Annotated in this window: 31 protein-coding genes; 16 read left to right on the top strand and 15 right to left on the bottom strand. The window is 58.5% G+C overall.

What is annotated here, in order from left to right:
* Positions 1–395 precede the first annotated feature (395 nt).
* The gene (locus WMQ00_RS09680; protein ID WP_445293065.1) at positions 396–1,406 is read right to left on the bottom strand and encodes a pseudouridine synthase; all 1,011 of its coding nucleotides are present in this window, start codon (positions 1,404–1,406) and stop codon (positions 396–398) included.
* Between WMQ00_RS09680 and WMQ00_RS09675 the strand changes: the two genes are divergently transcribed.
* From WMQ00_RS09675 to WMQ00_RS09660, 4 genes are all read left to right on the top strand, one after another.
* Positions 1,387–1,530 carry a hypothetical protein gene (locus tag WMQ00_RS09675; protein ID WP_023020120.1) on the top strand — a complete coding sequence of 48 codons (144 nt, stop codon included), beginning with the start codon at positions 1,387–1,389 and terminating at the stop codon, positions 1,528–1,530. The two genes, WMQ00_RS09680 and WMQ00_RS09675, sit on opposite strands and share 20 nt — an antisense overlap.
* A gap of 41 nt (positions 1,531–1,571) precedes the next feature.
* Positions 1,572–2,471: a universal stress protein gene (locus WMQ00_RS09670; RefSeq protein ID WP_200288525.1), complete on the top strand. Its 900-nt coding sequence runs from the start codon at positions 1,572–1,574 to the stop codon at positions 2,469–2,471.
* Between the two features lie 118 nt (positions 2,472–2,589).
* Complete coding sequence (locus WMQ00_RS09665; RefSeq protein ID WP_005327014.1) at positions 2,590–2,838, top strand: GlsB/YeaQ/YmgE family stress response membrane protein; 249 nt, start codon at positions 2,590–2,592, stop codon at positions 2,836–2,838.
* A gap of 78 nt (positions 2,839–2,916) precedes the next feature.
* Positions 2,917–3,525, top strand: coding sequence for a TetR/AcrR family transcriptional regulator (locus WMQ00_RS09660; protein WP_086588579.1), 609 nt, complete (start codon positions 2,917–2,919; stop codon positions 3,523–3,525).
* Here WMQ00_RS09660 and yidC read toward each other — a convergent pair.
* On the bottom strand, positions 3,482–4,426 hold the full coding sequence (gene yidC, locus WMQ00_RS09655; protein WP_316349603.1) for a membrane protein insertase YidC: 945 nt from the start codon (positions 4,424–4,426) through the stop codon (positions 3,482–3,484). The two genes, WMQ00_RS09660 and yidC, sit on opposite strands and share 44 nt — an antisense overlap.
* A 33-nt stretch (positions 4,427–4,459) precedes the next feature.
* Here yidC and WMQ00_RS09650 point away from each other — a divergent pair, with 33 nt between their 5' ends.
* Both WMQ00_RS09650 and WMQ00_RS09645 read left to right on the top strand, forming a co-directional pair.
* The gene (locus tag WMQ00_RS09650) at positions 4,460–5,122 is read left to right on the top strand and encodes a class E sortase (protein WP_200288526.1); all 663 of its coding nucleotides are present in this window, start codon (positions 4,460–4,462) and stop codon (positions 5,120–5,122) included.
* Entirely contained in the window at positions 5,122–5,274 is a 153-nt protein-coding gene (locus WMQ00_RS09645) for a hypothetical protein (protein ID WP_023020115.1), read from the top strand. Before WMQ00_RS09650 ends, WMQ00_RS09645 begins: the two co-directional genes overlap by 1 nt.
* Here the strand turns inward: WMQ00_RS09645 and WMQ00_RS09640 are convergent.
* Positions 5,271–5,807 (bottom strand): DUF2020 domain-containing protein, encoded by a 537-nt coding sequence (locus WMQ00_RS09640; protein ID WP_317001809.1) that lies wholly within the window; start codon positions 5,805–5,807, stop codon positions 5,271–5,273. The genes WMQ00_RS09645 and WMQ00_RS09640 overlap by 4 nt on opposite strands.
* Here WMQ00_RS09640 and WMQ00_RS09635 point away from each other — a divergent pair.
* Both WMQ00_RS09635 and WMQ00_RS09630 read left to right on the top strand, forming a co-directional pair.
* Positions 5,806–6,969, top strand: a complete 1,164-nt coding sequence (locus WMQ00_RS09635) for a sensor histidine kinase (protein ID WP_316331182.1) — start codon at positions 5,806–5,808, stop codon at positions 6,967–6,969. The genes WMQ00_RS09640 and WMQ00_RS09635 overlap by 2 nt on opposite strands.
* A 37-nt stretch (positions 6,970–7,006) precedes the next feature.
* Positions 7,007–7,645: a LuxR C-terminal-related transcriptional regulator gene (locus tag WMQ00_RS09630; RefSeq protein WP_023020112.1), complete on the top strand. Its 639-nt coding sequence runs from the start codon at positions 7,007–7,009 to the stop codon at positions 7,643–7,645.
* Here the strand turns inward: WMQ00_RS09630 and WMQ00_RS09625 are convergent.
* Together WMQ00_RS09625 and WMQ00_RS09620 are read right to left on the bottom strand one after the other, a co-directional pair.
* Positions 7,642–7,953, bottom strand: a complete 312-nt coding sequence (locus WMQ00_RS09625) for a histone-like nucleoid-structuring protein Lsr2 (protein WP_023020111.1) — start codon at positions 7,951–7,953, stop codon at positions 7,642–7,644. The genes WMQ00_RS09630 and WMQ00_RS09625 overlap by 4 nt on opposite strands.
* Before the next feature lie 187 nt (positions 7,954–8,140).
* Complete coding sequence (locus WMQ00_RS09620) at positions 8,141–8,773, bottom strand: DUF6474 family protein (protein ID WP_316349557.1); 633 nt, start codon at positions 8,771–8,773, stop codon at positions 8,141–8,143.
* A gap of 69 nt (positions 8,774–8,842) precedes the next feature.
* Between WMQ00_RS09620 and WMQ00_RS09615 the strand changes: the two genes are divergently transcribed.
* On the top strand, positions 8,843–10,276 hold the full coding sequence (locus WMQ00_RS09615) for a TM0106 family RecB-like putative nuclease (protein WP_023020109.1): 1,434 nt from the start codon (positions 8,843–8,845) through the stop codon (positions 10,274–10,276).
* Here the strand turns inward: WMQ00_RS09615 and WMQ00_RS09610 are convergent.
* Positions 10,263–11,561, bottom strand: a complete 1,299-nt coding sequence (locus tag WMQ00_RS09610; protein WP_023020108.1) for a hypothetical protein — start codon at positions 11,559–11,561, stop codon at positions 10,263–10,265. The two genes, WMQ00_RS09615 and WMQ00_RS09610, sit on opposite strands and share 14 nt — an antisense overlap.
* A gap of 10 nt (positions 11,562–11,571) precedes the next feature.
* The gene (locus WMQ00_RS09605) at positions 11,572–12,723 is read right to left on the bottom strand and encodes an MFS transporter (RefSeq protein ID WP_023020107.1); all 1,152 of its coding nucleotides are present in this window, start codon (positions 12,721–12,723) and stop codon (positions 11,572–11,574) included.
* 71 nt (positions 12,724–12,794) lie between these two features.
* Between WMQ00_RS09605 and WMQ00_RS09600 the strand changes: the two genes are divergently transcribed.
* Complete coding sequence (locus WMQ00_RS09600; protein WP_023020106.1) at positions 12,795–13,649, top strand: LysR family transcriptional regulator; 855 nt, start codon at positions 12,795–12,797, stop codon at positions 13,647–13,649.
* A gap of 43 nt (positions 13,650–13,692) precedes the next feature.
* On the opposite strand, the gene WMQ00_RS09595 is transcribed toward WMQ00_RS09600, so the two are convergent.
* Positions 13,693–14,295 carry a superoxide dismutase gene (locus tag WMQ00_RS09595; protein ID WP_005325362.1) on the bottom strand — a complete coding sequence of 201 codons (603 nt, stop codon included), beginning with the start codon at positions 14,293–14,295 and terminating at the stop codon, positions 13,693–13,695.
* A gap of 164 nt (positions 14,296–14,459) precedes the next feature.
* Between WMQ00_RS09595 and msrA the strand changes: the two genes are divergently transcribed.
* Positions 14,460–15,107 carry a peptide-methionine (S)-S-oxide reductase MsrA gene (gene msrA, locus WMQ00_RS09590; RefSeq protein ID WP_023020105.1) on the top strand — a complete coding sequence of 216 codons (648 nt, stop codon included), beginning with the start codon at positions 14,460–14,462 and terminating at the stop codon, positions 15,105–15,107.
* Here the strand turns inward: msrA and WMQ00_RS09585 are convergent.
* The gene (locus WMQ00_RS09585; protein WP_023020104.1) at positions 15,104–16,846 is read right to left on the bottom strand and encodes an alpha/beta-hydrolase family protein; all 1,743 of its coding nucleotides are present in this window, start codon (positions 16,844–16,846) and stop codon (positions 15,104–15,106) included. The genes msrA and WMQ00_RS09585 overlap by 4 nt on opposite strands.
* An 87-nt stretch (positions 16,847–16,933) precedes the next feature.
* Here WMQ00_RS09585 and WMQ00_RS09580 point away from each other — a divergent pair, with 87 nt between their 5' ends.
* From WMQ00_RS09580 to WMQ00_RS09570, 3 genes are read left to right on the top strand one after another with little or no spacing between them, the layout of a single operon-like run.
* The gene (locus WMQ00_RS09580; protein ID WP_023027783.1) at positions 16,934–17,881 is read left to right on the top strand and encodes an L-lactate dehydrogenase; all 948 of its coding nucleotides are present in this window, start codon (positions 16,934–16,936) and stop codon (positions 17,879–17,881) included.
* Entirely contained in the window at positions 17,881–18,585 is a 705-nt protein-coding gene (locus tag WMQ00_RS09575; protein ID WP_023020102.1) for a glycerophosphodiester phosphodiesterase family protein, read from the top strand. Before WMQ00_RS09580 ends, WMQ00_RS09575 begins: the two co-directional genes overlap by 1 nt.
* 20 nt (positions 18,586–18,605) lie before the next feature.
* Entirely contained in the window at positions 18,606–19,526 is a 921-nt protein-coding gene (locus WMQ00_RS09570) for a DUF5926 family protein (protein ID WP_023020101.1), read from the top strand.
* A gap of 49 nt (positions 19,527–19,575) precedes the next feature.
* Here WMQ00_RS09570 and WMQ00_RS09565 read toward each other — a convergent pair whose 3' ends face one another.
* The 3 genes from WMQ00_RS09565 to WMQ00_RS09555 form a co-directional block, all read right to left on the bottom strand.
* Complete coding sequence (locus WMQ00_RS09565; RefSeq protein ID WP_023020100.1) at positions 19,576–20,820, bottom strand: LCP family protein; 1,245 nt, start codon at positions 20,818–20,820, stop codon at positions 19,576–19,578.
* Positions 20,821–20,883: 63 nt separating this feature from the next.
* Complete coding sequence (locus tag WMQ00_RS09560; RefSeq protein ID WP_023020099.1) at positions 20,884–21,582, bottom strand: CPBP family intramembrane glutamic endopeptidase; 699 nt, start codon at positions 21,580–21,582, stop codon at positions 20,884–20,886.
* Entirely contained in the window at positions 21,579–22,715 is a 1,137-nt protein-coding gene (locus tag WMQ00_RS09555) for an amidase (RefSeq protein WP_023020098.1), read from the bottom strand. Before WMQ00_RS09555 ends, WMQ00_RS09560 begins: the two co-directional genes overlap by 4 nt.
* A 33-nt stretch (positions 22,716–22,748) precedes the next feature.
* Here WMQ00_RS09555 and pheA point away from each other — a divergent pair, with 33 nt between their 5' ends.
* Together pheA and WMQ00_RS09545 are read left to right on the top strand one after the other, a co-directional pair.
* Positions 22,749–23,645, top strand: a complete 897-nt coding sequence (gene pheA / locus WMQ00_RS09550; RefSeq protein ID WP_023020097.1) for a prephenate dehydratase — start codon at positions 22,749–22,751, stop codon at positions 23,643–23,645.
* A 9-nt stretch (positions 23,646–23,654) separates the two neighbouring features.
* Complete coding sequence (locus WMQ00_RS09545; protein WP_023020096.1) at positions 23,655–24,308, top strand: histidine phosphatase family protein; 654 nt, start codon at positions 23,655–23,657, stop codon at positions 24,306–24,308.
* Here WMQ00_RS09545 and WMQ00_RS09540 read toward each other — a convergent pair.
* From WMQ00_RS09540 to WMQ00_RS09530, 3 genes are read right to left on the bottom strand one after another with little or no spacing between them, the layout of a single operon-like run.
* The gene (locus WMQ00_RS09540; RefSeq protein ID WP_023020095.1) at positions 24,305–24,652 is read right to left on the bottom strand and encodes a metallopeptidase family protein; all 348 of its coding nucleotides are present in this window, start codon (positions 24,650–24,652) and stop codon (positions 24,305–24,307) included. The genes WMQ00_RS09545 and WMQ00_RS09540 overlap by 4 nt on opposite strands.
* Positions 24,652–25,725, bottom strand: a complete 1,074-nt coding sequence (locus tag WMQ00_RS09535) for a septum formation family protein (protein ID WP_023020094.1) — start codon at positions 25,723–25,725, stop codon at positions 24,652–24,654. Before WMQ00_RS09535 ends, WMQ00_RS09540 begins: the two co-directional genes overlap by 1 nt.
* Before the next feature lie 36 nt (positions 25,726–25,761).
* Positions 25,762–26,511 carry a GntR family transcriptional regulator gene (locus tag WMQ00_RS09530; protein ID WP_023020093.1) on the bottom strand — a complete coding sequence of 250 codons (750 nt, stop codon included), beginning with the start codon at positions 26,509–26,511 and terminating at the stop codon, positions 25,762–25,764.
* Positions 26,512–26,548: the final 37 nt, after the last annotated feature.

The following is a 26,548-nucleotide window of genomic DNA, read 5'->3' as shown; positions in this document are numbered from 1 at the left end:
GCTAAGCCTGCACACGCTGATGGTACTGCAACCGGGAGGTTGTGGGAGAGTAAGTCACCGCCGACACCAAACAACAACACACAACAAAATACAACAAAGAAGAGGACGGTATACCACCGCCCTCTTCTTTTTGCGTTTTACCAGCCTTCCCGGCCGGTGGAAGGCCTCATCTGCAAAGCCAGGAGTATGGCTGAAGGCTACGGAGGGGAGAGTCGGGGCGGACTCACATCTTGTCTCCGGCCCCAACGTGGCAAGGGCGCCCCGAGCTGTCTATGTATTCGCGGGCTATTGAACTATTTTTACTATCACCGCACTGCCTATTCTGTAGCAGCCAACGGTTTCAACCAAGGCCACCGAGAAGCCGGTAGCACGAGGCTCGGCGTACCGGGCTTGTGCTACTGAAAATCGATGAGACGGTGTGTATATAGGGGCAGGGCGGACTCAAACTCGCGCGGCTTTTCACTAAGGGGATCGGTGAATTCGATGCGCGTTGCCGTTAGGTGCATAGGAATACGCATGTCCTCTGCGTCTTCGGGAAAAATCTCTGGGTAGACCGGGTCGCCCACGATGGGTACGCCTGCTTGCCACATATGGAGACGCAATTGATGGGTCTTACCCGTGGTTGGTTGTAGCGTGTACGTTCCCAATTGTGGCAGGTAGCCGTGGATTTTTTCATAAGGGGTGTTGTCTATTTGCTCGACTGAAGTGAGTGTGGTGAATGCGTTAGGGGGACCGTCGCCGATTCGGCCCTGGATTTCGCCGGGGGTCTTGGTAAGGTGCGAGGACCATTGGAGGGGCGTCGGAAAGCGCTGGTATTTGGCGATCGCTTGATATGTTTTTGAGACTTTCTTTTCAGCGAAAAGCGTTTGGTAGGCCCCGCGCACCTCACGGTGTTTGGTAAATAGCAAGATTCCGGATGTAAGTCTGTCTAGGCGGTGTGCTGGTGCAAGTTCGTTGTTTCCGGTCATTCGCCGCAGCTGGACTGTAGCGGTCTGGACGATATGTCGGGCCCGTGGCATGGTGGCCATGAACGGTGGCTTATCGGCGATGAGAATGTGTTCATCTTCATAGAGAACGGGGATGTCATAAGGCACCGGTATCTCGGGTCCCGGCATGCGGTAGAAAAAGACGTCCTCATCTTGGCGCAAGACGGATTCCGGGCGGAGCTGGGTTTGGTTGCGTAGGACCACCTCGCCGGAGTCAAAGCGCGCTTGGAGCGCGGCGGCGTCATCGTGAGGATGCCGGTGGCGTTGTGCCGAGATTACTGCACTAAGAAAATCCCAGGCGGTTATGTTTGCCTCAGGGGTGCGCACGCGGGTTGGGTTTAGGCCGTCTTTAATCGGTAAAGGCGTGAAACCCTTTCTGCGATGTATTAAGGTTTTGTCCATGGATTTTAACTCTCTCATTGAACCGGTTGTTGCCTTTTTCTCTGAAGGTATCGGCGCCGTAATTCGCACCGTCTTGGAATTTGTTTACACCGTTATGTTCCCGTCGAATTCTGAGGCCGCAACCATCAACCCTCAAGCCTAATCCGTACTATAATTAAGGTATAACCACGGAAAGGACACATCATGGCCAAGGAAGACATTGTAGTCGTTGCCGTTGACGGTTCGGAAGCATCCAAGAATGCAGTCCGCTGGGCCGCAAATACGGCTATGAAGCGCGAGATTCCTCTTCGAATTGCATCGAGCTACACCATGCCGCAGTTCTTGTACGCAGAGGGCATGGTACCGCCGAAGGAACTTTTCGATGACTTGCAGGCCGAGACGCTGGAAAAAATCGAAGAGGCCCGCGCTATCGCTCATGAGGTTGCCCCAGAGCTGAAGATTGGTCACACGGTGGCTGAGGGCTCCCCGATCGATATGCTGCTGGAAATGTCGCATGATGTCACCATGATCGTTATGGGCTCCCGCGGCATGGGTGGATTGTCTGGCATGGTGATGGGCTCTGTCTCCGCTTCGGTTGTCTCCCACGCTTCTTGCCCAGTGGTCGTCGTTCGCGAAGATAATCACGTTACGGACTCCACCAAGTACGGTCCTGTCGTGGTCGGTGTGGATGGCTCTGAGGTTTCGCAGAAGGCCACTGCTTATGCATTCCGTGAGGCGCAGGCTCGTGGCGCCGCTTTGATTGCGGTTCACACCTGGATGGATATGCAGGTACAGGCTTCCTTGGCCGGTCTTTCGGCCGCCCAGTCTGAGTGGGCTGATATCGAGAAGGAGCAGAGCGAGCTGCTGGCTGAAAACCTCAAGGAGCCGCGCGAGGAGTACCCAGACGTAGAGGTCAAGCAGCTTATCGCCCGAGATCGTCCAGTGAGCGCTTTGACCGAAGCCGCAGAAGGTGCGCAGCTTCTGGTTGTGGGCTCCCATGGCCGCGGCGGCTTTAAGGGTATGCTCTTGGGCTCGACCTCCCGCGCACTGTTGCAGTCCGCACCATGCCCGATGATGGTTGTTCGCCCGGATGAGGACAACTAAAAGCTACTGAGTATAAGGCGCTCCGCTCATATGGGCGGAGCGCCTTTGTTGTTGCGTACCCCCTTGGGTAGGTTCGCTCGTGTACATTGGGGTGTACCCGCTAATTTAGGAGGATTGCATGAATTTGGGTTTGGGGCTTATTAGCTCGATTGTTATTGGTATCATTGCCGGCTGGTTGGCAGAAAAGATTATGAAGCGCGACCACGGCTTGTTGACCAACCTTATTGTTGGTGTGCTGGGCGGCATTATCGGCGGAATGATTATCCACTTCCTGAACATTGAGGAAGGCGGATGGATCTTCTCCTTGATTGCCGCTACTGGTGGTGCTTGTATCCTGTTGTGGATCGTGGGGCTCATTAAGAAGTAGCCCGCATTTAATTCGCGTACAAACCGGTTTGTCTATAAAGTATAGATGAACCGGCTTTGTCGTTTTAGAGAGGAAACCATGGCAGAAAAGAAGTCGCGCCGTAATCGGCCCAGCCCGCGTAGTCGGCTGCTGGAATCGGCGACCAAGCTTTTTACTACCGAGGGCATTCGTGTCATCGGAATTGATCGCATCCTGCGTGAGGCGGACGTAGCTAAGGCTTCTTTGTACTCCTTATTTGGTTCCAAGGATGCGCTTGTAATCGCCTATGTGGAAGCTTTGGACGAGAAGTTCCGCCAGGATTGGGAGCAGCGCACTGCGGAGATGACGGATCCGGATCAAAAGATCCTGGCCTTTTTTGATAAAGCGATTGAGGAAGAACCCAAGCAGGATTTCCGCGGATCCCACTTTTTGAACGCTGCCGGAGAGTATCCTCGTCCGGAAACTGAGGCGGAACATGGCATCGTGGCCGCCTGCGTCGAACACCGCAACTGGGTGCATTCCACCTTGACGGCACTGCTGACTGAGCGCAATGGGTACCCATCGTCCTCGCAGGCGAGCCAGCTGTTGATCTTCTTGGATGGCGGGCGTGCCGGTGCTCGGTTGACCAAGGAGATTGGGCCGCTGCAGACGGCCCGCGATCTGGCTACTCAGATGCTTTCTGCTCCCCCTGCTGACTATTCGATTTAAGATACTTTCGCGCCTCTATACGTAGCTGGTTGACCCGCTTTTTCTCTTCCTTGGAGAGGGCGGGTTCTTTTTCGCGCTTGCGCCAGCGGCGGATGCTGTCTCGGCGCATAGTATGAACGTCCTCAGTAAGTGGGTAGTCGCGGTGCAAAATGATCTCAAACATGGCGGTTTGGATCAGCGTGAAGAGATACGCGCAGCCCCAGTAGAGAATGATTGCTACCGGGATTGGTCCGGTTTGGGCCAAGTGCCATAGGAAGAATGGGATGACTAAGAGCAAAAAGCCCATGATGATGAAGACGCGACGGTTGACCTTTTGATCAAACTGAGTGGTGCGGAAGCTGCGCACCAGAGAAATAACAGAATTAGCCATGGTAAAGGTAATAGCGGCTATCAAGATGGGGTTGATGAGGTCGCCGTGTTCGCGGGCGAAATCCGTCAACGGGGCGCCGTAGAAGGTAGTTTGGCGGAAGGCCGACACATCGGAGGCATTCAGCATTCCCACGGTGGTGGAGCCGCGCTCGATATTAGACATGCGCAGGAGCACCTGGTAGAGGCCGATGAAGGCCGGGATCATGATGAGTGGGGGAAAACAGCCCGCTGCAGGGTTATAGTTGTAGCTCTTCATGAGGTTCTTTTCCTCTTGCATGAGCTCCACCATTTCCTCGGTAGTGGTGGCGTTGTTCATCTGCTTTTTGATGCGGTTGTTTTCTGGGCGGATGAGTGCGCCGATACGGGCGGAACGTACGGAAATCCAGTTCAGGGGGACAACGACTCCACGCACGGTGATAACGAGCAGAATGATCGAGATCAGCCAAGCCGTGGATTCACTGACGAAGCTGCTGACGATCCAGTGCCAGAATTTCATGATTCCAGAAACCGGGTACATGAAGACTTCGTACATACTTAACCTTTCATGGGCAGTATGGTCTAAGGCATGACTAAAGTTCTTGGGGAACTCATGCTAACCATTGGCGTGGTTCTTTTACTCTTTGCATTCTATGAAGCCTATTGGACAAATGTAGAATCCGGGCAGTTGCAAGAAGAGGCGAGTGCCGATCTTGAAGAGCAATGGAGGAACCCACGCCAGAAGATGGAGCCGGAATTGGGCGAGGCATTCGCCCAGCTCTACATTCCCACCTTTGGTTCTGACTATCACTTCGCCATCATTGAGGGCACCAATGAAGATGATCTGCTCCGCGGTCCTGGTCGCTACGTAGATTCCCAGATGCCGGGGGAGATGGGAAACTTTGCCGTTGCCGGCCACCGCGTGGGCAAGGGGGCTCCCTTTAATGATCTAGGCAAGCTGGAGACCTGCGATGACATCGTGGTGGAGACGCAAACGGAGCGAATCACCTATCGCGTACTGCCCATTGATGGAGAGCAGGCGGATTGCTTTAACGGAATACCGCCGGAGTATTCCCACGTGGTTGGCCGGCATATTACAACGCCTGGCGATGTCTCAGTGACCAACCCAGTACCAGAGTCTGACGCCGCGCCGAATCGCGAGATCCTTACCCTGACCACGTGTCACCCGCAATTTTCCAATGCGGAGCGCATGATTGTGCACGCTATGGAAGTAGAAAAAGAGGAGAAATAATGTATCGCGCTTTATGGAATTTTTTGCCGGGGCCGACACCGGTGAAAGTCATCTTGGCCATCGCCATTGCGGTGGGAGTTTTCTTCCTGCTGATGGAGGTTGTATTCCCGTGGCTGTCGCCAATGATGCCGTATAACGATGTCGCGGTCTAAAGGCCTAAGTTCGCAATCGCCTCGTGGGCGATCTGCTCTGATTTAACCGTTTGTTGCTGGTTGCTCCAGACCAGCACCGCGTGCGTGTCCTTCTGCACGGCGTATACGGCGTGTTCATCGACCACGCCCCGGCCGCCTTCCCAACCGTCAAAAGAGGCGGGTTCGGTGGCGTCGATAGGTGCGGCCCAATCCACTGCGGCGCGAGCGTCTTCGGCCGTGGGCATATCCCGCACGATGACGGTGGCTTGCGGGTCGTCCTGGTAGGACCAGAACACACAGGCCGGGGTAGGAAAGCGCGTGTCGACGCCCTGCTTGGTCAGGCGCTGGCCATTGGTTTCTTCGAGCCAGCCGGGGTCGATGTAGGGGCAATCGCTCCAGTCATTGACCTCCGCGGTCTGAGAGACGTTAACCTCCGGGGCTTCCGCGGATCCCGGAGCTACTGTGCTGGTTGGCGCGGGGGTGGGTGCCGATGAATCGCAGCCGGCGATCCCAAAGGTGGCTAGAGCGAGAAGGGACAGTAGGCTTTTGCGCATGAGCTCCACAATAGACCGGGATACCGATGCGCTGCGTAGCGGTATCCACATCTTGACCGCTGGCCTGCTGGTGGTAGGCATTTTTACCTCCGCGCGGATGCCGCTTTCGCAAGCGATTATTAACCTGCTGCTCTTGGTGGGTTTTGCGGCGGTATATTTCGCGGGCTCGGTGTACGGGGAGAACTGGGCTAGGCCGGTGCGCTACTTGTGGTTATGCATCCTATCGGTGCTGTGGGTGGCGGACTTATTCGTGGCCCCAGCGGCAATCTATTTGGTCTTCGCCATGTTCTTCTTATACCTCACGGTACTGGATATGGCAGCGGGCATCGTGTGCGTCATTGGCGCCTCAATCATCACGGTGGTGGTGCAGATTCCGCAGGGGCTGACCTTTGGTGGGGTGATGGGGCCGGCAGTCTCGGCGCTGGTGACGATAGCGATCACTTATGCCTTCCGGACGCTGTCCCGGATGAATAAAGAGTTGGTCGCAACCCGTTCGCAACTGGCGGCCACAGAGCGCGATGCGGGCATGGTCGCCGAGCGTCAGCGTATTGCCCATGAAATTCATGACACCCTCGCCCAAGGGCTTTCCTCCATTCAGATGCTCTTGCATTCGGCGGACCGCGATCTGGATAAGCAGGATACGGACAAGGCGCGAGAGCGCATCGAACTGGCCCGAAGGACGGCCGCGGATAATCTGCATGAGGCTCGGGCGATGATTGCGGCCTTGCAGCCGCCAACGCTCAATGAGGCTTCCCTTGAGGCGGCGTTGACCCGCATGGCGGAGAACTTTGGTGCTACTGGAGACATCCACGTAGAGGTGGAATCCGAAGGTGAAGTACAACAGTTGCCCATGAAGGTAGAGGCGGCGTTATTGCGGATTGCGCAGGGGGCTGTGGGGAACGTCGTCAAGCATGCAGGGGCGAGCCGCGCCCGGATTACGGTGACCTATGAGGGTGATGAGGTGCGCCTGGACGTGGTGGATAATGGCAAGGGCTTTGATCCGGCCGCGGTGGAGAGTACCCCTGCAGGGCTGGGACATATTGGTCTGGCCGCAATCAGGCGCCGCGCGCAGGAGCTAGGCGGGGAGGTCATTATTGAATCCGCGCCGGGGGAGGGCACTGCTGTGTCAGCTAGTATGCCCTTAAACAGCCGAGTAGATTAAACTTTTGGTTGACAATGACATCGATAGGAGGAATGTCGTGATTCGGGTCCTATTAGCAGATGACCACGAAATCGTCCGGCTAGGCTTGCGCTCCGTGCTGGAGGGCGCAGAAGATATCGACGTCGTAGGGGAGGTCGCTACGGCCGAAGCTGCGGTTTCGGCTGCGCAGGCGGGCGGCATCGATGTCATCCTGATGGACCTGCGCTTTGGCGCCGGCGTGGAAGGGACCCGCGTTATGGGTGGTGCGGAGGCTACCGCGCAGATTCGATCCGCCATGGCCACCCCGCCCAAGGTTCTGGTGGTCACTAACTATGACACCGATGCGGATATTCTCGGCGCGATTGAGGCCGGCGCCGTGGGCTATCTCCTCAAGGATGCACCACCGCAGGAGTTGCTCGCGGCGGTACGCTCGACTGCGGAGGGCGATTCGGCGCTTTCTCCTATCGTGGCCGATAGGCTAATGACTCGCGTACGTACGCCGCGTACTTCCCTTACACCGCGCGAGTTAGAAGTATTGCAGCTGGTGGCAGCCGGTGCTTCAAACCGCCAGATTGGACAAGATCTTATGTTGTCTGAGGCCACCGTGAAGTCCCACCTTGTGCACATTTATGACAAGTTGGGTGTGCGTTCGCGCACCTCCGCCGTGGCGGCTGCGCGCGAGCAGGGCGTGCTCTAGTTGGCAGCGTTATAGGCCTCGATGACGTCCTGCGGGATCTTGCCCCGGTGCGCCACTGGCAGCCCTTGGGTGCGTGCCCATGCGCGGATCTGACTCGGATTGGCGCGCTGTGCATTGATGTCCGGGGCAACGCGGGCGGCATCCACGTAGGGGGCGAGAAGATTATGGAAGCGACGCGCGTTATCCGTGGAGAGATCGATAAGGTAGTTTTGACCGTTCACGCTGAAGTGAATGACTTCTAGCTGGTCTTCGGGAATTAGGGTGTGGTCCAAGTCGTCGTAAAATTGGGTCACTTCACGGCGGGACATTTTGCCTCCAATTTTCTAAATGCACACCAAGCAAAGAGAGCATTAATGGTGTTTCAGGGATAGGGCGATTAGAAGATTATCCGCATCTTTTTCTGGCTGAAAAGACTTTCCCCGAAAAATTCCGGAACTTTATGGAAAATAAATATATGCCACCACCGCCCCCTATTCGGTGGTGGCATAAATGATTTTACTGGGCCAGACGCTGCTGGATTTCCGCAGTAATGGAGTCAATCTCCGAGCTAATGGTCTTGTGTGCGCGGCGGCGCTGCTGCTTAGTCATAAACTCAGCATTGTCGATGGCGGAGTCTACTTCCTGGAGGCGGTCGCGCACATCGCGCTTGAATCCGGCCGGGATATCCGTGTTATCGAGGGAATTGCGGATACCTGCGGTGCGGGCCTTGAGCGGGGCACCGTAGCCGGAAAAGGAAGCCATCTGGTCTGAAGTTACGCCGGCTTTGGCGGCCTTTCGCTTTTCGCCTTCGGTTTTCAAGCCTACGTAGCCGCGGTAGAGAAGTGGCAGCAGCAGGGGAGCGGCGGTGCGCAGTGCGCCGGCGTAGCGCTTGACGTTATCGGAATTAAAACGGCCGGCCTTGAGCTTGGCCAGTTCATTCTTGGCCATCTTCTGCTCGTGCTTGCGGCGCTTCTTTAGGCCCTTTTCCTCAGACTTGATGAGGTGCTTTTCCTGCTTGGCCAGAAGCTTTTGCTGGCGACGGCGGTCCTTAGACTGGGCCTTTACCTCTGCCTTAGCGCGGGTCTTGGCAGCCTTTGCCTGTGCGCGTGCTTCTTGGCGGGCCTTTTTAATTTTCTTCAGAATGCTCATTTAATTTCCCTCACGTTTGATCGAGTCTGGATTCAACTTTACCTTGCCGTTCCATTAAGCTCACCCGGTGTGGAGGATGTGGTTGTTGCTTCGGACCTTGTGGGGTGCCGTTACCGCTTAGTGCAGCGGCGTGCGCACCCCGAGATGCCGCGTACCCATGCCTCGATTGCCCGGGCGGAGCGCCACGCCGCCGCCGTGGAGGCGGTCATGCAGATGCTTCCGCGCAGGGGTTCCGGTCGTTTCCGCCGCATCGATTTAGAAGGCGATGAGTGGGAGCGCTCCATGCGCACCCTTGAGGCTGTGGTTTCCGGATATACGCACATCACCAATGCGGTCTTTGCTACCGAGGAGTGGATGGTGCACGTGGATGTGCTGCTGCGTGAGGGCGATAAATACACCCCGATCATCGTCTCCAATCATCGTGTGGCCCGCAAGAATGACACGAAGACGACGCTGGCGGTGCCCACCCACAGGTTGGGGCTGAGCGAGCCGCTCGAAGCCCCGTATAAGCTGCGCCACCATGCGGTGGATGGCTACCGCTTAGCTTTTGCCGCTCGTGCTTTGCAGGATCTAGGGCTTGATTCGGGCCGGGGCGGAGCCATTGGACAGGATCGCACGCGAGCATTTTTTACTGACACGGCCAGGTTTGATCTGGAACGCGCGTGGAATCAGCCGCTGCCTACTGCGCCGGTACGGGTTAAAGAGTGCGCTAGCTGCCGCTTCTGGTCTTTGTGTGAACCAGAGTTGGTGGCGGCGGATGATATTTCGCTCTTTTTATCCGGCGACCGCGCTAAGCCTTACCGCGAGCGAGGTATTACTTCCGTGCAGGCGCTTATCGACGCCGACCTGGGCGAACCCTCCCGCCTTGCAGCCGCCTGGCGCGCCGGGGAAGTATTGTTGCGCCGCGGTGACGTGAACGTTCCGCGGGCGGACGTGGAAGTAGACGTGGATATGGAAGCCTACCTGGACCAGGGCGCGTATCTATGGGGAGCGTGGTACGACGGCGAGTATGTCCCTTTCGTGACCTGGGAGCCGTTGGGAGGGCGCGCCGAGGCGGAAAATTTTGCGGCCTTCTGGCGCTGGCTGATGGATCTGCGGGCGCAGGCGCATGCGCAGGGTAAAACCTTTGCTGCTTATTGCTACTCTGCCCATGGCGAGAATCACTGGATGCGTATGTCCGCGCGGCGTTTCCACGAGGTGGATGAGCGGGAGGTAGAAGAGTTCATCTCCTCGCCCGAGTGGGTGGATATGTTTGCCCACGTTAAAAGATCCTTCGCCGGCCCCTTTGGCCTGGGCCTGAAGGTTGTTGCGCCTGAGGCTGGGTTTACGTGGCCAGAAGAGGATTTCGACGGCGAAGAATCCGTGAATGCGCGGCGCGAGGCGCTAGCCGGGGACCTCGTGGCGCGGCAGCGTTTGCTGGACTATAACTCCGGCGATGTACAGGCCACCCGCGCGGTACGCGAGTGGATGGATGCCGGAGCACCGGGGGTTAAAGCGCTGTAAATAGGGCGTACACGACCGCGAGGATCGCTATGCCCATATATACCTGGTTCCATTCAGGTCCCGGCTTGGGATCTGGGCCCTCCGCCTTTTTCATTAAGACCTGTTTCTGGGCTTTGACCGCTCGGGCGATGAGCACGGGGTAGACAGCCAGAGAAAGGATGCACAGAAGGGAGGCGGCCACCTTGAGCAGGGAAACATCGGTACCGATCCAGATGAGTAGCCCGCCATTGACGAATGTGGCACGCAATAAGCCGAGTTTGTCTAGCTGCTGTAGGCCCGCTCGGACGGCAGAGGGGCCGCCACCCATGGTGGTGGGCAAGAGGTAACTCATGACGCCGATGAGGAGCTGACCGGCAAACCCCACCAGCAAGGCGAGGGAAGGCAGTGCCGGTTCAGGGGTGAAAAAGTGCTGGACGGTGTAATACGCCAAAGACAGCACCAGCCATAACGAGGCCATAAGGACGGAGACCGAGGCGAAAGTAATGCGATCGCGCGGGTCTTTAGCCACTGTGAGCACGTTGTCGAGCCACTGCTGCAGACTCAGTACCCAACCGCAGCAGTACATGATTAGGCCCAACTGGGGGAATCCGAGGAAGGCCCCAATGATGGTGGCGGCCACGCCGACGGCGAGCAGGGCAAAGGAGGAACGCATGTGGCGATTGATACCTTGGGTGCGCCAAATGGAGGGGAAAAGGATGGTGAGGGAGCCGGCCGCTGCCAAGCCGATGAAACCGCCGATATTGGCGGCGATATGGGCGAGCAGCAGCGTAGGGTGGCCGGGGTGGACCGCTAGCAGTGCGCCAAACATGGCGCCTACCGGCAGGCAGAGGGCGGAAAGTGCATAGGCGCCCACCACCGGCCGGAAGCGCTTTTCTTTGGCGCCGCGCCATTGCCGGAAGAGCGATGCCGCATGCCAAAGCATCATGAGAGTAATGAGCGTGGCTCCCACCTGGGTGACTATCCAGTGATGGGACCAGAATTCCATAAGGACTTGGCCGAGTAGCGTGATGATGATGCCGGCATTGAGGCCATAGATGCGACCCAATTGGGTGGGCCGGGCGGAATCGGGGAGGCGCTGTTGGGTGAATTTTTCCGTCAGGTGCTGTGACCAGACCATGATGCTATTGCTCACTAGTCCGAGGGTGAACAGGTGAATGAGCACCCATCGGTAGTTCGGCACCAGGGTATGCGTGGCACCCACGAGGATGAAGACCATCATCCACAGAGATACGGGCCGAGAGGCCCTTCGGTGCCACGTCCGCGCCGACCACTTATTCTCAGGCATAAAACCGATATTAGTCGGATTTAATCCTGGTCCAAGTCAGTGCGCTAAGGCTAAGGGCCACCGCGGTGAAGAAGGCAATGAAGAGGGGCCAAGAAAGGGCGTCGAAAAGCATGCCTGCACACGCTCCCACCACAGAAGAGCCGAAATAATAGCAGAATACGTACATCGAGGACGCCTCCGCACGGTCATGGGTGGCAATCTGGCCTACCCACCCGGAGGCAGTGGAGTGGACGGCGAAAAAGCCCACGGTAAAGGCGATCATGCCCAGGAGCGTCATGGGAAGGTTACCGGCGCATAATGCGATGCCAAGGGTAAAAAGTGCGGCTGAAGCACAGAGGGTTTTCCCATGCCCGATCCGTGCCACGAGAGAGCCCGCCCGCGCAGAGGACCACGTGCCGGAAAGATAGAAGAGGAAGGCCAAACCGGCGAGTGAAGGGGCCAACCCAAAATCATCGATGAGCCGGAAGGTCAGGAAGTTGTACATGGAGACAAATGTGCCCATAGAGAGGAACGCGGTGAGAAAGAGCAATGCCAAATCCCGGTTAGCCCAGTGGCCGAAAAGCGCCCGACTTTCGCTGGTGAGATGGATGGATTTCGGCCGGAAGTTGCGTTGCGCGGGAAGCAGGAGCCACGACGTGATGGCAAAGGCGAGCGAAACTAGCGCCGAACCAAAAAGGGCCCAGCGCCACGTGGAAATCTCTACCAGCCCGGTAGGAATGAGACGGCCGGTAAGGCCGCCGACGGAGGTGCCTGCAATGTAGAGCCCCATGGCGCGCGGCAGCGCTTTATCATCGAGTTCTTCAGAAAGCCATGCCATCGCGGTAGCAGGTGCACCGGAGAGGAGAGCGCCCTGCAGGCCGCGCAGCAAAATAAGATGCCATCCTTCGGCAGCGAGCGGCACAATGAGCCCCACGCTGGTGGCGGAAACGGCCGAAATAAGCAGGATACGGCCGCGGCCGAAGCGTTCGGAGAGGATGGAAGCGGGGACGACGCACAGGGCCAGCGCGCCCGTAGCGGCCGATACGGTCATGGCCGCCTCGGTGGAGGAAAGACCCATGTTTTGTACCAGCGTGGGAAGAATAGCTTGGGTGGAATAAAGGCTGGAGAAGATGGCCAAGCCCACTAGGAGCATGGCTACCGTTGCACGCCGCGTTCTAGTCATGTCATTTAGCCTGCCTTGTGGCACTGCATGTGTAAAATGTGGAAAATTACAAAAAGCGATGCGGAGCATGCATGAATGTTGAAGATATCCGCGGCTTCCTCGCCGTGGTGGATTACGGTCGGGTTGGCGCTGCGGCCGATGAGCTGGGGATTTCCCAATCTGCACTGACCCGCCGCGTACAGCGCGTAGAAGCAAGCCTCGGTGCCCGTCTTTTTGAGCGCACTGGGCACACCCTGCATGTAAACTCGCGCGGAACCGTCTTCGCTGCGACAGGACGGGAAATGCTCCGCGCCTATGAGTCAGGCCGGGACGATGTAGCCCGCCTCATGGACCCCGAACGAGGTACCGTGCGCCTTGATTTCATGCACTCGCTCGGCACCTGGCTGGTTCCGGATCTGATCAAAAGTTATCGCGAGCTGCACCCCCACGTGGATATTCGCCTGCACCAAGGGGCGGCGCAAGAGCTGGTGAGCAGAGTAGAAAATGGCGAATCCGACCTCGCGCTGGTAGGCCCGCGGCCGAATGCCGCATTGGGCTGGCACCAGATAAAGGTGCAGCGCCTAGGTCTTGCGGTACCGGAAGGCCACTGGGCAGCACACCGGCAAGAGGTAGATCTTGCGGAATGTGCGGCCGAGCCGTTCATCGGCATGCTTCCCGGCTATGGCACGCGCATGCTCCTTGATGCCCTGGCGGAAGATGCCGGCTTTAGTCCCCACCTTGTTTTCGAATCGATGGAGCTTACCACCGTTGCGGGGCTGGTAGCGGCCGGCCTTGGGGTGGCGCTCTTGCCGCTGGATGATCCTTATCTACAGGTGGGAAGCCTAGTTCCCCTTACGCCGCCGGCGTACCGCGAACTCGGTTTGGTGTGGCGCGCCGGGGACGATGCGCCTCCGGTGCAGCAATTCCGGGAGTTTATCCGGGCATAGAAAAGGCCGCCCCAGAGGGGGCGGCCTGTGTAACTAAAAGGAGTTACTTGGTGGCTGCAGCGAAGCGCTCAGCAACGTCATCCCAGTTGAAGACGTTCCATACGGCCTTTACGTAATCAGCCTTAACGTTCTTGTACTGCAGGTAGAAAGCGTGCTCCCACATATCCAGCATCAGCAGCGGGGTGAAGTTGATGGAGGTATTACCCTGCTGGTCAGTCAGCTGCTCGATGATCAGGCGGCCAGCAATGTGGTCGTAGCCCAGAACTGCCCAGCCAGAGCCCTGCAGGGAGGTAGCGGCAGCGGAGAAGTGAGCCTTGAACTTCTCAAAGGAGCCGAAGTCGCGGTTGATAGCTTCTGCCAGCTCGCCGGTTGGCTCGCCGCCACCATTCGGGGATAGGTTCTTCCAGAAGATGGAGTGGTTGGTGTGGCCACCCAGGTTAAATGCCAAGTTCTTGGACAGGGCACGGATACGATCCGGGTTAGCCTCGCCGTTGCGCTCTTCCTCGAGCGCCTCGAGTGCAGCGTTAGCGCCAGCAACGTAGGTTGCGTGGTGCTTATCGTGGTGGAGCTCCATGATCTCTGCGGAGATGTGTGGCTCCAGTGCGTCGAATGCGTATGGGAGGTCAGGAAGTTCGTAAACAGCCATTAATTTAATCCTTTCTTCGGGTACGTGTCCCGATGATAGGCACGGTTGAAAGATTTCGCCATGATTAATTCGAATTGTGGAACCAGCGCGAAAATTAACTGGCTGTGGAATAGCTTTTCGCAGTACAACGTTGGGAAGAAGGAATAAGGAAGGAGCTATGCCTCATGTGGATGTTTAAACCAGAGCCCAAGCTCGTTGCCGCAGACCAAGCCCTGTCAGGGCGAGCCGAACCGATTCTGGCCCCTGCCCCGCATGCTGTTTTAGGAACGCCGATTACCGGACCGTGGAAAGAAGGGCAGCGCTCCATCCTCATTGCACTGGGATGTTTCTGGGGTGCGGAGAAGATGTTCTGGGAGACAGAAGGAGTGGAGTCCACCTCGGTGGGCTATGCGGGTGGCACTACCCCGAATCCTACGTATTACGAGGTATGCCGCGGACTGACCAACCATGCCGAGGTGGTTCAGGTGGTTTATGACCCGCAACGCATCAGCCTGCGTGATCTTGTGGTGCAGGCCCTTGAGGCGCATGATCCCACCCAGGGCTTCCGTCAGGGCAATGATGTAGGCACGCAATATCGCTCTGCCTTCTATCCACGCACGGAGGATGAGCGGGCAGAAATCCAGGACATCGTGGATTCCTATGCAAACAAGCTCAAGGAATTCGGATTCGGAGATACCACCACGGAGGTTAAACTTCTCTCCGATACAGATTCCGGGGAGTACTACCTAGCTGAGGACGAGCATCAGCAGTATTTACATAAGGTGCCCAATGGATACTGCCCGCACCACAGCACCGGGGTGAAGTGCGATTAAGCGTCGCGCCGGATGAAGCGGGCAATCTTCTTAGCCAACTTTGGGGTGAGCGATTGGCGCGATTGGGATCCTAAAACCTCGTCCCAATACCAGAGCATTTCCTCAAAATAGTTGTGTCCGTGCCCGCCGGGGACGTTGAGGGAATTGATTTGGTCCAAGCCAATTTGCCACCAGGTAATAAATGGCACCCAGTGCAGCTGCCGGAAGGTATCCGCGTGCAGGGCCTCCGGCTGCGGTTCATGGATCCATGTGGGCCTGCGCACAAGGAGATTCAGGTCCCACCACACGATGGCGTCGGAAGCGTGTTGGGCAATGAGCATGCGGGGCCGGCGCCAGGTATGGGCGAAGTCGTTGCCAAAGGCGTCGTGCAGCGTGTGGTCCGGGGCCGCTGCGTAGCGCACATGTTTACCGCCATCGATAACGGGCAGACGTTCCAAAGAGCCAATGTCTCGGCGCAAACGCTGGGTAAAATGCGTCATGCGTGGAGGGCCGGAAAAGACGGCGCCATTGCAGGCAGAAAGTAGGTCCTCCACATTATGGTAGTTATCCATAATGGCGTAGGCTCCAAGCGATTCACCTGCAAAATAGAGCCGAGGGCGGTTTTCCTCCGGTAGCTTATCTATTTCTTCTTGTATCACCCGAATCAATTCGCGGGCTGCCTGCTTCGGGGCGTTTTTATCTACAAGGTAAGCAAAGACCGAAGGCAGATAGGAATATTGCATGGTGACGGTGACGCAATCACCGCCGGTTAAAAACTCATAGGAGCACGCGCCCCAATTATTTATCCATCCCGAACCCGCAGGCATCTGGATAACAATAGTTTCGCGCCTTAGGGCACCAGTGCGCTCGAGTTCGGCGCGAACTTTCTCTGCGGATTGCCGGAAGGAACGCCCCGGAATGTATCCGGCATAGATGCGGATGGGCTCTTTCGCATTGATTCCCGTTGCCATGCGGATATCGCGGGCGCGGGGGCCATTAGAAACAAAGCGGCGCCCCTGCTGCCCCAGCGCCGACCACGGCTCGAGCGACCACGGGCTACCGGACCGCTCCGGCTCCCAAGGCATGGAGGTGCCGGGGAAAATTTGCTTATTGATTCTTTGCGCTTGGTGCGAAAGTGAGCGCAACCAGCGCCGAAAAACCACGCGATCAGAAAGGGCAAAGGCCGTTAGGCTCAGTCCTGCGGTAACAACCGGCCAAGCGATAAGCGCCGGAACCCAGCGTCCCAACTGGCGCGATAATTTAGTAACGGCCAGCTGTGTGGCTTCCCCGATAAGCAGTAGTGTGCCATAGCCTGCGGTGCCAGCGGCCAAGCCGATCGCCGCCGTAACGGGCCCGCGCACGAGCTGTTTATTTACTAACTCCGCCTGCTTTTTCTGGTTGCGCAACGAAAGTACGGCATTAAAGGCGGTGCCGGCGCCGATAGCAAGGTGCAGGATCTGTCGATGTTGTGGCCCCAGGCGGTCCTGGGGGCGCTTACCAATGCTGTTGAGTAGGAAGCTTGTCGAAGCCGCCCCCAAATGTCCGATGCCCTGGCCAATGGCTACATTGGCGGCAGTCACCCACCACGGGCGAGGGAGGAGAGAGGGTGAAATTGCTGCCCACGTGGCTAATTCCGCACCCAAAATTCCAGCCGACATATTGGGCGGTAAGGTTTGCCGGCTGGTCATACGGACGATGGGCGTGAGATCCGCGGCTACGCCAAGAGCGATTAGTGCAGCGCGGCGGAGAGCGCGTTTCATAATGCCCGATTGTCCCAGATTTCGGTGGGAATTTCAGGGTGAGATCTAGCCCGTGCAAAACCCCCCAAAAAGTTGCACAATGGGGTCATGGCAAATCATGTAGGAAACAAGGTAGTTCTCATCGGCGCCGGCGACGTGGGAGTCGCCTACGCCTTCGCTCTCATCAACCAAAGCATCGTTGACCACCTGGCAATCATCGACATCGATGAAAAGAAGCTAGAGGGCAACGTCATGGACCTCAATCACGGCGTTGTTTGGGCCCCCACCCGCACTCGCGTCACCAAGGGCACCTACGCCGATTGCGCAGACGCCGATATGGTTGTCATCTGCGCCGGTGCCGCACAGAAGCCGGGCGAAACCCGCCTCGACCTGGTGGGCAAAAACGTCAAGATCATGAACAGCATCGTCTCCGATGTCATGGCCAATGACTTTGACGGCATCTTCCTTGTCGCCTCCAACCCAGTGGACATCCTGACCTACGCCGTATGGAAGGCCTCCGGCCTGGACCACAAGCGAGTCATCGGCTCCGGCACCGTGCTGGACTCCGCTCGCTTCCGCTACATGTTGGGTGAGCTAGAAGGCGTTGCCCCGAAGTCCGTTCACGCCTACATCGTGGGCGAGCACGGCGATTCCGAGCTGCCGGCCGTCTCTACTGCCAATATCGCTGGTGTTCCGTTGTCCAAGAAGTTCGACACGGATCCGGAGTACGCTGAGCGCATCGAGAAGATCTTCGAAGATACCCGCGATGCTGCCTACTCCATCATTGATGCCAAGGGTTCTACCTCTTTCGGCATCGGCATGGGCCTAGCCCGCATTACCGCCGCCGTCATCCAGAACCAGGACGTGGCTCTGCCAGTGTCTGCGTATCTGCAGGGCGAGTACGGCGTAGAAGATCTCTACATCGGCACTGCCGCCATTATCAATCGTTCCGGCATCGTGCGCGCGATTGAGCTGCAGCTCAATGAGCACGAAAAGGAGCGTTTCGATGCTTCTGCGAAGACCCTGAATGACATCAAGGAAGAGTTCTTCGGCTAGTGAAGATTGTCGCCCACAGGGGATACTCCGGAAAATATCCAGAGCTATCCCCTCTAGCTTTTGAGAAGGCTTTAGATTTGCCAATTCATGGCGTCGAGTGCGATGTGCGCTTGACGCGCGATGGAAAGGTAGTGGTCCAACACGATCCCACGTTGGACCGCACTGCGGGGCGCCCCGGCCGCATTTCCAAGCTGGACTGGGAAGAATTGCGCGGCGTGGACATCGGTTCGGGCCAACGCATGATGCTTCTCGATGAACTCTTGGAGCTACTCGAGGGCAAACCGCACCACCTATACATCGAGACCAAGCACCCCTCCGGGCAGGGCGACATCCTGGAGGAGCAAACGGTGCTGCGCCTGCGTTATGCAGGGCTTTTCGACGATCCCCGGATCCACATCATTTCCTTTTCCCACCATGCCATTCGGCGGATGCAAAACTTGGCGCCGCATATGGACCGGATTTATCTCCGCCGCGATTGGGAACGCCACGTCAACCGGCCCGATGTGATGTTGTCCAAGCCCACCGCTCTGGGCGTATCCTTGCTGCGTGCGAAGCTACAGCCAGCAATTATCGGTGCCCAGGGATTGCCTACTTACCTGTGGACCGTAGATAAGCCGGAGGATATGAAGTGGGCGTGGGCCAATGGGGTGGATATGCTCGCTACCAACCAACCCGAAGTGGCCCTGCATGCCATTGAGCTCTAGTAACCAGGTATCTTGGAAGCATGGCCAAGAAGAAAAAGAACAAGGAACAGCTGCCTGATGGCATGTCCCGCCGCCAGGCAAAGCTCGCCGCCCGCGCCAAGGAGCGCGCTGCCCTAGAAAAGGATCCCCGCCCCTACGGTGGACTTGCTGCAGAGGCCAGCCTGGTCGCCATGCAGGAGTTCGTCCCCTCCGCTTTTGCCAAGCTTGAGGTCAAGGGCTGCGACAAGAACGTATATGTAGCCACCGTCTTGCCGGGTGCTTCTGCTGCGCTAATTCGTGATGCCGAATTTGGCGGCGATGCCTTCGTGGGCTTGCAGGTACAGTCGCATACCCATAACCCGGGCCGCGACCTCGCCTTTGCCCTCAACTGGGTGAAGAATAATGAGCCTGGCGCCACCCTGGAATCCACTGCGGCTGATGGCTCGGAGCCGAAGCTGGAAGAGCTTATCGACGCCTCCGCAGCCCTCGACGTGCAGGTGCACCAAGACTTCGAATGGTGGATCCCGGAGGGTGCACAGGTCACCCCGCAGATTGCGCAGTCCCTACGCGCAGCTAATGATTCCGTCATCGAATCCCACGAAGTGGGCGAGAACATCACCGGCGCTGCTTTCTGGGCAAATGCCGGCGGTGGCAAGGCCCATATTCGTTGGGTCCGCCCGAGTGACGATGAATCCGCATTCTTGAATGCGCTGGCACGCGTAGCCGCCCGCGGTGAGCTGAACCTCGGTGAAGATACCAAGTTTGCCGGTGTCTTCCGCACCCACGGCCTTATTGCCCCAGTCTTTGACTTGGATCCAGAGGTTGACCACGCTTCCTATGAGGACCACCTCACCCGCGTGGATAAGGCCCTGGAGGAGGAAATTTCTAATGATGCTCAGCTCAGCGCCGATGAGCGCAAGCAGCTCGAAAACATCAAGTCTCGCCAGGTGACCTTGCGTTAAAGACATAAAAAATGGCACCTCCTGTGGCGGAGGTGCCATTTTTTGATCCCTATTTGAGGGAATCCCACAACCCAGAGGCTGCTTCCTCGTCCCAGAGGACTACGTTGCCTACCTCGGTGTCTTGGAACCCACCGATGGGGACGGTTTCTGTTTCCACACCGGAGCCCATGGCAAGCGCCACGCGGGCAAGATGCCAGACGTGGTCACCGTTGCCCACGATGAACGAGGAAGCGGTGTGGTTGACCAAGGAGTAGGCGCGGAATGGGTTGATAATGGTGGCAGGAGAAGCCACCTTATCCAGCAAAGCGGAGAAGAATTCGCGCTGGCGCTGCACGCGGTCTAGGTCACCCATGGCAGTAGCACGGGTGCGCACGTAGCCCAAGGCATCGCGTCCCTTGAGCTTTTGGCAGCCGTCTTGGAGATCGATGCCGGCGAGCGGGTCATTGATGGGTTCTTTCACGCACACGTCCACACCGCCGACAGAATCGACCACATTGGCCAGGCCACCCATGCCGATTTCGGCATAGTGGTCGATGTGCAGACCGGTTGTCCCTTCAACGGTTTGGGCGAGTAGCTGCGGTCCACCGTAGGTAAAGGCGGCATTGATTTTGTCCATGCCAAAACCGGGGACCTCTACGTAGCTATCGCGCGGAATGGACACGAGCTTGGCCTTGCCGGTGCGGGGAATGTGCAGCAGCATGATGGTATCGGTACGGCCTTCACCTACATCGCCGCCGGTGCCCAGTTCGGCCTGCTGTTCCTCGCTGAGGCCCTGACGAGAATCGGAACCGACGAGCAACCAATTGGTGCCGGCGGTATTAGACACTTGGTCTTCTGGAAGCGCTTCGACACGGGTGAGGCGAGCATCGGTCCAAAACATGAAGACGAGGTTGAATACCAAGAGGACAACAAGCGCCATACCAATACAACCGAGGGCGCGCTTGGCCGGATTGACCTTCTTGCGGCGGCTATGCGGGCGCTGGCGGGGCGCAGGTCGGGGTTCGGTCCGACGGGGTGGGCGTTGCTGCGCTCGGTATTGACTCGGGTAGCGGCTCGGCGTTGGGGGTGGGGTGCGGCGCGGTGGCTGTTGCTGCCGCTGTGGCTGCGGAGCGCGGAAGGATTGCTGTTCCGGTTCGACGCGCCGCGGCGTCGGGCGGGCGGAGGAACGGCGTCGAATGGGGCGGCCGTATCGATCCTTGAGGGGACGCCCATCGGCCCCAAGGACGAATTCAGTGGAGGAACCGTCGCCGGCGCGGCGGGCCTCCCTATGCGGATCTCGTCCTGATTCAGTCATGCGCTATACCTTACAAGGTGCGGGGAGTTTCGCCCGCTTCGCGACGTCCCCCTAAGGGCATTTTCACAGGAAGGAATAACCCACGAAAGCGACGGCGTCGATAAGAAAATGCGCTATGACTAACGGCCATACTCGCCCCGTGCGGTGGTAGTAGTAGCCATAAACGAACCCCATGATGATATTGCCACATCCAGCAGAAACTCCTTGGTAGAGGTGGTAAGAACCGCGCAAGACAGAGCTCGCGGCAAGTATTGTCAGCAGGGACCAACGGGCCTGGCGCAAGCGCGTCATAAACCACATCACCACCACGGTTTCCTCCGCAAAGGCATTAGCCGCTGCCTTAAAAAGGGAAACGGGAATGTGCACCCAAGCATTGGCAAAATCGCCGGGGATAACCTCTTTGCTCCACCCGAAGTGGACTGACGTGAAATATAGGGCGAGTCCCGGAATTCCAATAAGTGCGGCAAGCCCTGCCCCCTCCAGCCAGTCGCGGGCGCGGTAGGCGCGCGGGAAAATATGGTCCTTAGCCAGCAGGAAGAGCGCTAAGGCACCATAGGAGCAGAGTACAGCGGCCGAGCACAGCTGCAGGCCCATATCCACCCAGGCTAAAGAGGACTGGCTGGAGTTGAGCGTGACCGATTGCTCATTGAGCCGCTGCGGTGAGGCGAAGGAATTGATGAGGTTCAACACCGCCCGCACCCCGGAAATACCAAAGGTGAGGGTGAGGACGATGAGCAGTTCGGCGCGTAGAGACTTGGTCATGGGTGCAGGATGTGGGCGAGGCCGAGCAGGGAGGCGTCGGAAAGCGTAATGCCCCCTAGGTGTACTCCCACCGGTGGGTGATTGGGAATGGTCCACGGCACGGAAATGGCGGGAAGTTGGGCCATATTAAACAGCGAACCCCACGGGGACCACTGGGTCTGGGCTGCGAAATTCTCCTCATGGGACAGAGACAGGAAATATCCGGTGCGCGGTGGATCCGTGGTCAGCATCGGGGTGAGGATGGCATCTACGCCCCACTCTTGGGCCAGTAGGTCCGGCAGCTGCCGAACGTGTGCCCGCGCCGCGGCCACCTCAGCAGAGCTGACGCGCCGCCCCTGCTGGGCAATCCACTCGGCGTAGCCTTCTGCTGGGTGAAGCTCCGCTAGGCGGGAGGTAAAAATATTCCGGAAATGCGCAAAGGTAGCCCGAGCCTGAGGGTAGGGGGAAATGGGCACTACCTGAAAGCCGGCTGCCTGTAGGCGCTGGGCGGCCTCGCGGGCGGCGCGGAGGTGGTGCGCAGCGACGCTGGCATCGCAGAACAACGGCTCCAGTAGCAGACCGATGCGGGCGCGCGGGGTGATCATGCGGTGCCCATGCAAAAACGCATTATCTGCCACGGTCCGGGTAATAAAGCCCTGCACGCCCAGCTCCGCACCCGCCGGTTTGAAACCCACGACGCCGCAGGCCGCGGCCGGCACGCGGATGGATCCGCCGCCATCGCTGGCGTGGGCTGCTCGCAGCAATCCTCGTCTGACTTGCACCGCCGCGCCACCCGAAGAACCACCCGGGGTGCAGCCGGGGTAGAGGGGATTATCGGGGTGGGGCAGGCCCACCGGTTCCGTATCTACACGCAGGCCAAGTTCCGGAGCGGAGGACTTGCCGATGATGCGCGCACCCTGCTTTTCCAAGCCCTCTATGAAGGAATCGCTACGCTCAGGGTAGTAGGTACGATCGATGTTTCCCAAGGTAGTGGGCATGCCGCGGACATCGCAGAGATCCTTAGCGGACAGGACCCAGCCGCTTAGCCGGCCGTAGGCGGAAGGCTTGCGGTCCAGATCCACGTAGGTAAAACCATGCTCCTCTGGGGCAAGGCCGCGCAGGTCCGCGCGGAGCTGTTCTACGGAAAAGTCCATGGGGCACCAGTCTAGTGGGCTAAGGTGACGAGCATGACTACCACCATCGCCTTCCTTGGACCGGCCGGAACGTTTACGGAAGCGGCCGTGCACAAGTTTGCCGCGCATATGCCGGAAGTAGAGACCATGCCGGTTGGCTCTCCATCGGAAGCGGTGGCCGCGGTGCGCGCCGAGCAGGCCGAGTATGCCTGCGTAGCTATTGAAAATTCCGTCGATGGCGCGGTAACCACCACCTTTGATGCCCTTGTAGAGGGAGAACCGGTGCAGATTTACCGCGAGGTGGATATCCCCGTGGCCTTTAGCATCATGACCCGGCCGGATGCGGAGGATATTAAACGGCTCAGTACCCACCCGGTGGCTTTCCAACAAATCCGCGGGTGGGTAAAAGAACACCTGCCGGAGGTTGAGTTCGTGCCGGCTAGCTCCAATGCGGCTGCGGCCGAGGCTGTGGCCCGTGGGGACGCTGATGCCGCGGCGGCGCCAGCGCGTGCGGCCGAGATCTTTGGCTTGGAGACCATCGCCCAGGGGGTGGCGGATATAAAGGGCGCGGCAACACGGTTTGTTTTGGTGGGGCGCCCGGGAAAACCAACCGCGCGTACCGGACAGGATCGCACGAGTGTTATCTTCACCCTGCCTAATGAGCCGGGCAGCCTGGTGGGGGCACTGCAGGACTTTGCGCACCGTGGGGTGGACCTTTCCCGGATCGAGTCGCGTCCTAAGCGGGAGGCCTTTGGGGAATACCGTTTCTATGTAGACCTCATTGGGCATATTGAAGACCAACCGGTGGCAGAGGCGCTCCGGGCATTGTGGTTGCGGGCGCAGAACGTGCTCTTCCTTGGTTCTTGGCCGGCGGCAACCCCCGCAGGCAGGCCGCCGCGCGATCTTGCCGCGGCGGATGAATGGGTAGCGCGGGCACGCAGGGGCCAATAATCTAGAGGCATGCCCGGAAGAATCATCCTGCTGCGCCATGGTCAGACCTATTCCAATATTTCTCGTCTTCTTGATACCCGCCCGCCTGGGGCCGAGCTTACTGAGCACGGGCGCGACCAAGCCACGGAGGTTGGCCGTGAGCTAGCGCAGTTGGTGGGCGAGCGCGAGGTGGAATTTAAATGTTCCATTGCCCTGCGCGCTCAGCAGACTGCGATGCTGGCGGCACGCGCCTTTGAACAAGAGCGCGGTATGCCCGAGTTTTCTCAGCGTGTGGACGTGATCTCCGGAGTGCACGAGATTTCTGCCGGCGATTGGGAAATGGACGGCAGCGAGGATGCCCACCGTTCGCACATGGTGGCCCTGCGCGGCTGGTGCGATGGCGAGCAGGACGCCGGCATGGAAGGCGGCGAGACCCTGGAGGATGTGCTGGCGCGCTACCAGCCGGTGCTGGAGGGCATTGCAGGCCAGCTTGCCGACGACCACGATGTCATCCTTGTCAGCCACGGCGCGGCCATCCGCGTGGTCACCAAGCATGCCACGGGGGTTGATGCCGACTTTGCCTATACCGGCTATCTGCCCAATTGCCGCTTCATGGTGATGGAGCCCTGCGGCAAGGATTTTGGGCAGTGGGCATTGACCCGTTGGGCAGATACGGAGCTCTAACCCCAGCCTAGGCGGTGCAGCTCCTCTTCCTCGAGGCCAAAATAGTGGCCGAGCTCGTGAAATACCGTCACCTTGACCTGCTCTGCTAGGTCTTCCTCGCTGCCGGACCAGCGCTGCAGCGTCTTCCGGTAAATGAAGATCGCATCGGGCAAGAAACCGGTGTGGTCGAAGGTGCGGCGGGGCAGTGCCACGCCTTCATAGAGCCCGAGCAGCATCGGGTTATCGGGGTTTTCATCTTCGACCAAGATGACGAGGTTGCGCATGCGACGTACAAATTCCTCGGGGACCTGATCCAGCGCCTCGTTGACCATTTCATCGAAGCGCTCTTCCGAAACCTCCACCATTAGGGTGCTGGGGCTGGTGCAGGGGCGGCGGATTCGGGCGCTGGCTTATTGTCCTTATCCTCGCGCAGCGGATTGCGCTCAGGTCGCTCCTCCGGCGGCTTGCCATCGATAGTCAGGGCCTGACGGCCACCGGTAGCGGAACCGGTGATGGCAGAGAAGCCGCCGCCTGCGCGGGCATGCACGAGGAAGCAATTGACGGACTTGGTGCCACCATTCCATGAGGCCTCGGTGATAGAACCCCAGAACGGTTGCAGCGTGGATTGATAGAGCTGTTCTTCGCCGCCGAGGTAGTCCTCGGTAGCGGCGGTGCAGGTATCGGAAAGGAATTTGTCCATATCCTTGCCATCCGGGTAGCCATCAGGGAACTGCTTGCCCACATCAATGACGGATACGGTTTCCATCTGGTGCGGCTTAGCGCATTCAACGACGTGTGGAACCTGCTTGTCATCGATGGCCAAGCATTCGCCCGGCTTGGTGAGGTTGGCCTGCTCGGAGGCTTCTACGTTGCCGTGATTAAGCTGCGGTACGCCGTGGTCATCGGTGGTTTGCAGGCCACAGAGTAGGGTGCGGTCGCCGCGATCCCAGGCAGACTGCGGCGGGAGAATGGATGCTACGTCGTACTTGCCGTTGGGATCCCACTTGCCGTGCAGGTAGTTCACGGTGGCGGATTCGCACAGCTCATCGCGCAATTGGTGTTGGCGGGTAAGTGCCGGGCGAGTAGCATCTGGTCCGAATTCGCTGGTGGGGTACACACTTAAGTCTTCGGTCTTGGAGACCTCGAAGCGGTGCTGTTCGGAACAAGGTACTTCCTTGAACCCTGTGGCGGAGCCATCTTTCGCGATATCCCACGTCAAGCAGGCACCAGCGGCCGCGGCGGTGAAAGGTTCCGGTTTAGGGGCAGCGGTTTCTGAATTATCCCCGCTATCGTGCTGCTGGGCAGCGGTGGTCTCATCGCTGCCCGATTTCTGGGAGCTGATAACGCCGTAGATGCCCATGAAAACGGCCGCCGCGATTGCCGCAATCAAGACAATCTGGACGGCCACAGCGGAACGCCACGCAGGTGATTTCTTCATAAGGCCCCTAATCTTACCTTTTAACCTGGATGCTGGCTAGAGACTGTTCTCCCTAGCCACCCGGGTAGTCAGGCGATAGCGGTCGGTGCGATAAACTGAGGAGCACCACTCCACCGGCCTATCGCCCGAGCGGGAGTAGCGCACAATGTGGAGCAGCGGGGTGCCCACGGGGACGTCGAGAAGCGGGGCAGTGTCCGCATCGGCCGATATTGCAGAGACCGTCTGATCCGCATCGGTGATGGGGACATCAAAGACAGAATCGAGGATGGCGTAGACCGAGTTGTAGATGTCATTTTCCAAAAGGCTGGGCGCGAACGTGGAGTTATACCAGCCATCGTCGATGGAGTACGGTTCGCCATCGCCCAAGCGCAGGCGGCGCAGGTGAATATGTTCGGCGTTAGCGGGCGTATCAAAAAAGATGGCGGCATCCTCTGGGGCGCTACTGCGGCCGCTAGTAAGGATTTTAGAAGAGGCGGTGACGTCTTGGGCGCCCATCTCATCTGAAAATGAGGCCAGGTGGAGCCGGGAGACTAGGGGATTGGGGGCCACGAAGGTGCCCTTACCGCGGATGCGGCGCAATTTTCCGGCCGCGACGAGATCACCGATGGCGCGGCGTACTGTGATACGTGACACCCCGTAGGTCTCTTCAAGGAGCCTTTCGCCGGGGAGGGTATCGCCGGGTTTGAGGGTCGTGCGGCACAATTCTTCGAGGATATCGTGCAATTGGGCGTGTTTTGGAACGGGGCCGTCCGTAATAGTGCGGGCGGGGAGCTGAACGGCGGACATAACTCCATGGTAATTCGCTGGTTATTACCACCGCAAG

The sequence above is a fragment of the Corynebacterium sp. KPL2825 genome (assembly GCF_037908445.1).
Classification (GTDB): Bacteria; Actinomycetota; Actinomycetes; order Mycobacteriales; family Mycobacteriaceae; genus Corynebacterium; species Corynebacterium kefirresidentii.
This window is presented reverse-complemented; position numbering and strand designations above follow the sequence as displayed.